The 9,893-nt window shown below is 45.8% G+C and carries 6 protein-coding genes and 1 pseudogene; 3 read left to right on the forward strand and 4 right to left on the reverse strand.

Features of this window, described 5'->3' with window-relative positions:
• Positions 1–89 precede the first annotated feature (89 nt).
• The 4 genes and pseudogenes from RSA72_RS06205 to RSA72_RS06220 all read right to left on the reverse strand — a co-directional run.
• Complete coding sequence (locus RSA72_RS06205) at positions 90–1,571, reverse strand: oxidoreductase (RefSeq protein ID WP_332623718.1); 1,482 nt, start codon at positions 1,569–1,571, stop codon at positions 90–92.
• A gap of 1 nt (position 1,572) precedes the next feature.
• Positions 1,573–3,498 (reverse strand): DUF4407 domain-containing protein, encoded by a 1,926-nt coding sequence (locus RSA72_RS06210; RefSeq protein WP_332623717.1) that lies wholly within the window; start codon positions 3,496–3,498, stop codon positions 1,573–1,575.
• A gap of 124 nt (positions 3,499–3,622) precedes the next feature.
• Positions 3,623–4,330, reverse strand: a complete 708-nt coding sequence (locus tag RSA72_RS06215) for an SIR2 family NAD-dependent protein deacylase (protein ID WP_332623716.1) — start codon at positions 4,328–4,330, stop codon at positions 3,623–3,625.
• Positions 4,331–4,388: 58 nt separating this feature from the next.
• A pseudogene (locus tag RSA72_RS06220) lies at positions 4,389–5,324 on the reverse strand (LysR substrate-binding domain-containing protein); the annotation flags it as partial.
• A 246-nt stretch (positions 5,325–5,570) separates the two neighbouring features.
• Between RSA72_RS06220 and RSA72_RS06225 the strand changes: the two are divergent.
• From RSA72_RS06225 to RSA72_RS06235, 3 genes are all read left to right on the forward strand, one after another.
• Positions 5,571–6,791, forward strand: a complete 1,221-nt coding sequence (locus RSA72_RS06225; protein ID WP_332632885.1) for an acyl-CoA dehydrogenase — start codon at positions 5,571–5,573, stop codon at positions 6,789–6,791.
• Between the two features lie 223 nt (positions 6,792–7,014).
• Positions 7,015–8,448: an MFS transporter gene (locus RSA72_RS06230; RefSeq protein WP_332624450.1), complete on the forward strand. Its 1,434-nt coding sequence runs from the start codon at positions 7,015–7,017 to the stop codon at positions 8,446–8,448.
• Positions 8,449–8,498: 50 nt separating this feature from the next.
• Positions 8,499–9,725 (forward strand): CaiB/BaiF CoA transferase family protein, encoded by a 1,227-nt coding sequence (locus RSA72_RS06235; protein WP_332624448.1) that lies wholly within the window; start codon positions 8,499–8,501, stop codon positions 9,723–9,725.
• Positions 9,726–9,893 lie beyond the last annotated feature (168 nt).

Genomic DNA, 9,893 nt, shown 5'->3' on the forward strand with positions numbered 1-9,893 from the left:
AAGTTTTCATTAAAGTATTTTGGTGTGCATCAGTGCACCAAAATAGAAATTTAACTTATTAAAAAACTATACTGGAGAGATCATTTTTTTCAGCTTAGGCAATTGTCTTTTGTATATGTATTATAAAGTTTTTTATGATCTCTTAGTTTCTGCGTTAATGGATATTGATCTGGATATAGCTTAAAACGCTCTAAATAAACTTTATCTTTCTGAGCATAAATTAGTTTTAATTCGATCAAATCAACATATAAAAAATCACGAAAATGGATATTATTAATAATTAATAGTGCTAGCGCTTTTGTATTTTGTGCGCTTCTGATTTCATCTAAAATAATATTTTGCTTGTCGGCCTTTAACTTCTCTTTAGCGAAATTATTTTCCCCAATTCTCTTTAATTCAGTAAAAAAAACTTCATTTGTATTCTCAAAAAATTTTGACTTCCAATTTTTAGTTGATGGGCTGTTTAGGTATTTTGCCTCGAAAGAGGCTAAAGCGAATTGATTTTTATATGCAAATGACGAAATCTGATATTTAATTTTGTCAATGTAAGGAAAGTATTGTTTTCCAAATTTTTCCAACATAGCATTTAATTTTAACTTCTGCTTTTGCAGTTCTAGCTCTTTAATCACTTTTCCAAAGGCTTTGCCTTTTTTTGCTCCCCAAAATGCGCCTAAGGCAGCACCAAGAGTACCGCCAAGCACCGGTGTAAAAACAAGGCTTCCTAGGCCTGTACCAATTAATCCGCCAATTTTTGCCATTGTTAAACTGCCAGCTGTTTTCGCAGAAAAATCGATCAATATATTTCTATTGACTGCTTGTTGATCGCCTCCAGCTTTAAGGAGCCTCTGTCTTTCTTTAAGAGCTATTATCCCTGATCCTATCGGCAAGTGAGTGCTAAATGCATTAAAAGCATTACTGCCATCAATATGCTGGCAGGTTGAATTAAGTTGATCTGTAACTTCTTGGTAGTTAAAACCGTCTAAAGGTTTAATATTATCGATACCAATATCCCTATAGGTGTCTTCAGGCACTAAATAAGTTACGTCAGGATGCGCTAAAGCAGTTCCTTTAATGCTATTAATATCAAGTACTGTTTTTACATTAATGAGTTGATCATCAATTTTTAAATCCCAAATTTCTTGATTGGAAGTTGAAGCCCAAAGAGCATCCGTGCCTTGCTGCTGCAATGCTTCTGCAACTTTTTGTTCGCCGATATATCCAATTAAACGATTTTTAAAGCCTGAATATGCTTGGTCATCATGTTCAAGCATATTTATCATTAAATAGTTTGAAACAGCATAAGCAGAATCTAAATTTTGTGTACTGCTGAAATCTACAGCTTTAATGACGCTTGGATCAATTGTGTAAATTTGCCATAAATATTCCCCAACAACTAAACCTGCTGGCAATAATGCAGAATAATCATTGTCCTTTTGCGGAACAGCCTCTTGCAAACTTTTTCTTAGAAATTCGCAATATTGTTTATGTGCTGAATATCTTTTATAAAAAGAATAGGCACACACAATAAATATAACTGCAAGAATAGTAATTATGGCAGACCAATACATCATTTTACGAATTCATGTAAGTTGGAGTTTTTGTAGATAACTGATTCTTTAGCTTTTCTACAAGCATTGGCATTTCTTCATCTTCATGTGGCTCATATGGCGTTTCAATTAGGCCTTCATCACCCAGTAAAACCATTTTTCTTACTTCAATTTTAGAACGAGCTGAAGAAATGATCTCAAGCGGTTCTCTCAACTCGACTAATTGGTTTTGTGTTTTGCTAAGTTGACTGCGTAATCTATTCATATTTTCGCTAAAGTACTTTTGATCCGTCTCAAAAGTCAAAAGGGAAGATTTTATATTTTTGATATACGTCTTTTGGTCTACAACTGCTGATTCTGCTGTAGTAAAAGCCCGTAAACTTTCAATTGTATGGTTCTCCGGCGGGCGCTGCAATTGACCGGCTAGATCCTGCATCGCTGATAATTCAGTCTCAGCAGTTATAATTCGCTTATTACGCGCATCTATATTGTCATGATGATTTTTATAGGTGCGTTCAATTTCATGCAGCTCCGTGATTAACTGCTTTTCAAGCTCCTCGAGTTGGTCAATTTTAGAGGAAAAATTATTCATATAATTTTGTTCTGCTTCTTCAACTTCATTTAATGATTTTAAGATTTGCGTTTCATAAAATACTCGCGTTTTTTCTCGGATTTCCAGCTCAGATTTTTCTTTTGCCAGTCTTTCAAAATGGACTTGCTCTGCTTTTTTTAAGTCTTCTTCAAATTTTTCCATTTTTTCTTGTTCTATTTTTTCTTTTTGCAATTTTCTTTCTTCTTCAATTAACAGTTTTTGCTGTCTTTCTCGGCCAATACGTTCCTGTTCTTGAAGCATCAACATTTCCTGTTTCTTTCGATCACACTGATCTTTGGCATACTGAACAATAATCTCCTCAAATTCTTCTGGAATAGACTGATTGGTTTGCAAAAGCAAAGTACTGCGTTCCTGTTCAGGTAAATATTTGTCAAATGTACCAAGCTTATAGAGCGCCCACTTTTCCTGCAGGCGACTTGAAAAATACATTTGTAAGGTACGTGGCTGCATAAGTTTTGCAGAAATTAAAATAACACCAAGAATAAATAAAAAAATATGCACAGCACGGTCTGTTTTCTGAAAGGCTGGTTCAGATTTAAACTCATCAATGGCTTGCTGTCTAAATATTGGACTGTCTTTAGCAATCGTGATTCCGTATTTTTTTAATTCTTCTTCATTTCCGCGATCAACAGCTTGATCAAATTTAAGTAAAAAGTTATCACGTTCTGATCGTGCAAACGTTAAGTCTGATTGCAGTGTGTGAAGTTGCCGCTCAATACTTTGCGCAACATAACCTCGCCCATAACCTGTACCGCTTTTACCGCCAATTTCTTTTTGTAATTTATCGTTTGTTTCAGTAATTTGTTTTTCCAGAGTGGCAATTTTTTTATCCCGGTTTTTTAGGCCATTATCTTTTGCTAAAACAATATTATCCTTATATTGCTCTAACATTTTATTTTCAATATCAGCCTTAAATACGAGCTGAGTTAAAAAAGGTGCTGTAATGCATAAAGATAAAATAACAATTCCTAGACGCACAAGAAAGGGGAGTGATTTTTTAAAAGTTTCAGACCAAGAAGAAGCGGTTTTTTCTAAGCCATTTAAAGTTTTTTCATGCTCATCTTTTAATAGGTCTGCTGAAGCAAATGATCGGTCGAAAAACCACATTAATAAAAATACAAATGAACCTAAGGCAACCCACCCAATTACAGGTGATTCTGGAGTAAAAGTGCTGCCTAAAAATCCCCAGGCAAATCCTTCAGAAAATGCGGCTAAAATCATAATAAATGAAACTACGGTTAAATAGGTTGAACCTCCGCTAGTCAATAAATTATTATGATATGTCTTTAGTGTTAAAAAATCCCATAATCTGAAAAATAAGTTAGGTTTTTTGTTCATAATGATAAAAAGTTATCTAAATTTTCACCTAATTGTAAAGTAATGTAATTCAATTTGTATTTATTTTTATAATGAATGTTATTTAATAATTAAATGATTTATCTAATAAATGGATTTTTCATCATCAGGACATCAGCTGATCAAAAAGCATTTGCATGCCCTGCGCTGCAGTTTGCTGAATCAGCCGGTACTGCTTCGGCACGCGCGCATAGTCTGCTTTGGGGTCAATATAATAGGCTTGGCAGGCTGGCGGTATTTCCTGCACCTGCCCAGCAACGGGATAAACCGCCAAGCTGGTGCCAATCACAATGAAAATTTCCGCCTGCTGCGCCAGCGCGCGGGCTTCTGCATAGGCCGGCACAGCTTCGCCGAACCAGACCACATGCGGGCGCAGCGGATAGCCGGCAGGGCATTTATCTTTTTCCAGATCCAGCATGGCCCCTTGAATAGGATAAAATTCCGCAGTGTACTGCGCATTTGGCCCGGAACTTTTGGCTAGGCGGATATTGCCATGCAGATGCAGAACGCTTGAGCTGCCGGCGCGCTCATGCAGGTCATCAATATTCTGCGTGATGATCTGCACATCGTACCGATTTTCCAGCTGGGCAATCAGCTGATGCGCCAAATTCGGTGAGGCATTTAAAATGTTTTGCCGGCGCTGATTGTAAAAGCGCTGCACCATTTCCGGATTGCGCGCCCAGGCTTCAGGCGTGGCAACATCTTCAATGCGGTGCTGTTCCCAGAGGCCGTCGCTGCCGCGGAAGGTGTGGATGCCGCTTTCAGCGCTCATGCCCGCGCCTGAAAAAACCACAAGTTTAGGCTTGTTTTTCATTGCTGATGCGAATTCCTATGCTTGATTGTTCTAAAGTGTCTTGCCCAGTCTGAACCGCGCTTTTTGGCGCCTGCAGTTCGTGCTGCACCCAGCCGACAAATTTCTGAATCAGCGCTGAGGTGTCCTGACTGGAATGCACAAGATAGTATCTCCGGCTGCCTTGCAGCTTTTTGCCGGAAGCAATCACCAGTTCCTTTTTCTGCAGTTCAGATCCAATCAGCATCTGCGGAATCAGCGCCATGCCCATGCCATGGCTGGCAGCCACAGCCAGCATGGAAAACAGTTCATGGCGCTGGCCGTCAAATGGCTTGGGATGCTGCATCTGATGCGCCTGAAACCATTCCTGCCAAATGCCGGGGCGCGTGGTCTGCTGCAGCAGCCGCAGGCTCAGCAGTTCATCATCGCTTAAATTATAGCTGTATTCATTGATCATGACCGCATTGGGAAAGCGGCTGGAAATCAGTTTAGGCGAGCAGACCGGCACGGTTTCTTCGTCCATTAAATAGTGCGCCTGCGTGCCCGGCCAGTGGTCAATCTGCTGCTGCGTTCCGGCAAAAATCGCCGCGTCAAAAACAGTGTCATGGAATAAAAACGGCTTGGTGCTGGTTTCCAAATGCACGGTAATTTCAGGATACTGCGCATTCAGGCGGTGCAGTTTCGGCAGCAGCCAGCGCGTGGCGAAAGTCGGCACTACGCCAAGCTTCAGCGTGCCGCCTAAGCCTTTATGCGTCATGAGGTCTGAGGTGCATTTTTCCAGCCCTAAAAGGCAAGGCTTTACGCTTTTGGCATACTGCCTGCCGGCTTCGGTCAGCTCTACGCCATGCCGCGTGCGGCTGAACAGGCTGACTCCCAGAAACTCTTCCAGCTGCTGAATCTGGCGCGAAACGGCGCTTTGGGTAATGAACAGTTCCTGCGCGGCATGGGTATAGCTGCAATGCTTGGCGGCGGATTCAAAACAGCTCAGGCTTTGCAGCGAAGGAATATTGCGCCTCATCGATAAAATCCTTTTATCCGGCGGTCTCCGGAAAATGGCATGAAAAATGTGCAGGCACACGCTGCTTTGAACTAAAAATAAGCGATTTTGCGCGAAATAACAGCGGCTTAAATGCTCATTCTTTACTGGAGCTGATTGAGCTATGCGTATTGCGCATATCAGCATGAAAATTTATCGTTTGATTGCATCTTTTTTCGCGCATAGCATCAGCCTTAACCGCAAAATTATGATTAAGCAGAGGACGCAATGAATCAAATGGCCAAGACCCAAAAAGCAAAAATGCAATTCAACTGGAAAGACCCGCTGCTGCTGGAGCTGCAGCTGACTGCGGAAGAGCGCATGATCCGCGATGCGGCGCAGGCTTACTGTCAGGAAAAGCTGCAGCCGCGCGTGCTGGAACAGTTCCGCCATGAAAAAACCGATGCCTCTATTTTCCGTGAAATGGGCGAGCTGGGCTTGCTGGGGCCAACCATTCCGGAGCAGTACGGCGGCGCCGGCTTGAACTATGTCAGCTACGGCTTGGTGGCGCGTGAAATTGAATATGTCGATTCAGGCTACCGCTCCATGGCCAGCGTGCAAAGCTCTTTGGTGATGGTGCCGATTAATGAATTCGGTTCAGCGCAGCAAAAGCAGAAGTACCTGCCGAAGCTGGCCACAGGCGAATATATCGGCTGTTTTGGCCTGACAGAGCCTGACCACGGTTCTGACCCCGGCAGCATGATCAGCCGCGCCAAAAAAGTCGCCGGCGGCTACCGCTTAAGCGGCGCAAAAATGTGGATTACCAACAGCCCGATAGCCGATGTTTTTGTGGTCTGGGCCAAGGAGGTTTCCGCTGAGGGCAATGTCGGCGAGATCCGCGGCTTTATTCTGGAAAAAGGCTGGGAAGGGCTGTCTGCGCCGGCAATTCACGGCAAAGTCGGGCTGCGCGCGTCCATTACCGGTGAAATTGTCATGGACAATGTTTTTGTGCCGGAAGAAAACGCATTCCCTGAAATCCGCGGCTTGAAAGGCCCATTCACCTGCCTGAACAGCGCGCGCTACGGCATTGCGTGGGGCGCGATGGGGGCTGCCGAATTCTGCTGGCACACCGCGCATCAGTACACCATGGACCGCAAGCAGTTTGGCCGGCCTTTGGCTGCCAATCAGCTGGTGCAGAAAAAGCTGGCTGATATGCAAACCGAAATTGCTTTGGGCCTGCAGGTGGCGCTGCGTTTTGGCCGGATGAAAGATGAGGGTATTGCTTCAGTTGAAGGCACTTCACTGATTAAGCGCAACAACTGCGGCAAGGCGCTGGACATTGCCCGGGCAGCCCGCGACATGCTGGGCGGCAACGGCATCAGCGATGAATTTGGCGTGGCGCGCCATCTGGTCAACCTTGAAGTGGTCAACACCTATGAAGGCACGCATGATGTGCATGCGCTGATTTTAGGCCGCGCGCAAACCGGCATCGCCGCATTCTGTAATTAATTGATTTTAAAAGAAGCTGGTGCTCCTGCCGGAGCGCCATCAGGTTTCTGTGTGCGAAATTTTATCAACAGCAAAAGGATTCATCGTGAAATACTCTTGTAAATCTGCGTATTTACAGGCCTGAATTGAAGTCTGGCGCAATAAAAACAATAGCCCAGTTTCAGGCAAAAGCAGAGACATAGGAATGTCGATGGCTCATTTGGGAAAATGAGGAAAACGGAACATGAAAAATCAGATGCAGCACGGCGCAGGAGCGCTCAATCTTCCCTCTAATGTCGGCACGATGCACCGCATTAACGGCAATACATGGAAACTGGCCTTTATTTTTGCCTTTATTTCTTTAGTGATAGACGGCGTCGATATTATGCTGCTGTCTTTCAGCTTAACCAGCCTGAAAGCGGAATTTGGACTAAGCACTTTTCAGGCCGGCATGCTGGGCAGCGCATCGCTTGCAGGCATGACCTTAGGCGGCATATCTGGCGGATGGGCCTGCGATAACTTTGGTCGGGTCAAAACCATTGCCTGGTCAGTGGTATTCTTTTCCATCATGACCTGCATTTTAGGCTTGACGCAAAGCTATGAGCAGTTTTTGATTTTAAGATTTATTGGCGCTTTTGGCTTAGGTTCACTGTACATGGCCTGCAACACGCTGATGGCGGAGTATGTGCCGACTAAATACCGCACCACGGTTTTGGGCACATTGCAGACGGGCCAGACGGTGGGCTATATCGCCGCAACTCTAATGGCTGGCGCGATTATTCCAGATCACGGCTGGCGCATGCTGTTTTATGTGACCATTGTGCCGGCGGCCTTCGCCTTAATTTTCATGCGCTTTGTGCCGGAACCGGCGTCTTGGCAGCAGGCTAAAATTGAGCAGATCAAGCGCCGTGAGCTGAATTCAGATGCAGCTCCTCAGGCTGCAGCCGCCGCTAAAGCGCCATCCGAAAGCATTTACCGACGGATTTTCGGGCACAGCAATCACCGCAGAATGTTCCTGCTGTGGATGTCGACGGCGGCCTTCCTGCAGTTCGGCTACTACGGCGTAAACAACTGGATGCCGACTTATTTAGAAACTGAACTGAGCATGAACTTTAAAGCCATGACCGGCTATATGGTGGGCGCTTATACCGCGATGATTTTAGGCAAAATCCTGTCGGGCTATGCAGCTGATAAATTCGGACGCCGCGTCACCTTTGTATTCGGCACCGTCTGCACGGCGGCCTTTTTGCCGGTGATTATTTTCTTCAACACGCCGGACAATATTGCCTACCTGCTGGTGATTTTCGGCTTCCTGTACGGCATTCCGTATGGCGTAAACGCCACCTATATGGCGGAAAGCTTCTCGACCGATGTGCGCGGAACAGCGATTGGCGGCGCTTACAATATGGGCCGTTTAGGCGCTGCGGTTGCGCCGGCTACCATCGGCATGATCGCCGCCGGCGGATCATTCACTATAGCTTTTATTGTGATGGGCGCAGCCTATTTCATCGCAGGCGTGATTCCGGGCTTCTTTATCCGTGAACGCCAGTATGACCCGCAACAGGCGGCAGCAGCTCCGGCATCTGCAGGCGGAGGCGCTGATCAGGAAAACTCAGCCCAGCCGGATGCGCAGGCTTCAGATGCAGCCAGCAGCCATGAAACAGCTGCGGTAAAATAATCAAACTGGCGCATAAAGTGAAAATCTTTATGCGCCGCAGGAGGATAAAAATGGGTGCATTGCAGGGAATTCGGGTGCTGGATTTAAGCCGTGTTCTGGCGGGGCCTTGGTGCGGCCAGACTCTGGCCGATCTTGGCGCCGAAGTGATTAAAATTGAACGGCCAAAATTCGGCGATGATACCCGCATGTGGGGGCCGCCTTGGATGCCTGACCGGCAGGGCAATGCCACACGGGAATCGGGCTATTTTCAATGCGCCAACCGCAGCAAATATTCCGTAGCGGTTGATATTTCCAGCGCGGAAGGCCAAACCTTGGTGCAGGACATTGCCAAAACTGCCGATGTACTGATTGAAAACTATAAGGCGGGCTCGCTGGCCAAATATGGCTTGGACTATGCATCACTAAGCGCGCTGAATCCCAGCTTAGTGTATTGCTCGATTACCGGCTTTGGCCAAGACGGCCCGCGCGCGGCGGAACCAGGCTATGACTTTATTATTCAAGGCATGTCAGGCCTGATGAGCATTACCGGTGAAGCGGATGATGCAGGCGGCGGCGCGCAAAAGGTTGGCGTGGCCGTGGCGGATATTCAAACAGGGCTTTATGCTGTCATCGCCATTCAAGCCGCTTTGCTGGCGCGCCTGCGCACCGGCCGCGGACAGCATATTGATCTGTCGCTGCTGGATGTGCAGGTGGCTGCGCTGGCCAATCAGGGCATGAACTGTTTAACGGCTGGCGCCGCGCCTCAGCGCATGGGCAATAAGCATCCGAATATTGTGCCGTATCAAACTTTTAAAGCGCAAGATCAGGAATTTATCATCGCCTGCGGCAACGATAAGCAGTTTAAGGACCTGTGCATTGCCATTGGCTATCCTGAACTGCTGGAAAATCCCAGCTATCTGCGCAATCAGGACCGGGTAAAGCACCGCAATCAGCTGATTCCTTTGCTGTCTGAACATTTCCTGCAGAAAACCGCCAAAGAATGGGTGGAGGCGATTCATGCCGTGAAAGTGCCTGTAGGCGTCATCAATTCAGTTGAAGAGGCGCTGGCTGAACCGCAAATTCAGCACCGCAATATGCTGGTGAATATTCCGCATGGATTGAATGAAAACTTTAAAGTGATTGGGTCTCCCATCAAGCTGTCAGATACGCCTGTGGAATATAAGCATGCGCCGCCGCAGCTGGGCGAACACACCGTGCAAGTTTTATCCGAGTTTAAAACAGCGGAAGAATTAATGGCGCTGAAGGAAAAGGGCATTATTGACGGGCGGCTGGCCTGATTGATTGCGGCTTCACTGCTTTTGCTGATTTTATGCTGAGGAATCAGCAATTTTCAGTTCCTGTTTGGCCAAAGCATGACCCTTAAGCTTTTAATGCTGATCAGTTAAGGAGTTTCGCAGTAAACTTCTTAACTTTTTTGGGCTATTCACAGCGGAGTCTTACCGTTT

The organism is Acinetobacter sp. (genome assembly GCF_036659555.1).
Taxonomy (GTDB): Bacteria; Pseudomonadota; Gammaproteobacteria; order Pseudomonadales; family Moraxellaceae; genus Acinetobacter.

Coding starts and splice junctions, on each gene's coding strand:
- RSA72_RS06205 (WP_332623718.1), bottom strand. CDS start 1,571: ATGATGTATTGGTCTGCCATAATTACTATTCTTGCAGTTATATTTATT.
- RSA72_RS06210 (WP_332623717.1), bottom strand. CDS start 3,498: ATGAACAAAAAACCTAACTTATTTTTCAGATTATGGGATTTTTTAACA.
- RSA72_RS06215 (WP_332623716.1), bottom strand. CDS start 4,330: ATGAAAAACAAGCCTAAACTTGTGGTTTTTTCAGGCGCGGGCATGAGC.
- RSA72_RS06225 (WP_332632885.1), top strand. CDS start 5,571: ATGAATCAAATGGCCAAGACCCAAAAAGCAAAAATGCAATTCAACTGG.
- RSA72_RS06230 (WP_332624450.1), top strand. CDS start 7,015: ATGAAAAATCAGATGCAGCACGGCGCAGGAGCGCTCAATCTTCCCTCT.
- RSA72_RS06235 (WP_332624448.1), top strand. CDS start 8,499: ATGGGTGCATTGCAGGGAATTCGGGTGCTGGATTTAAGCCGTGTTCTG.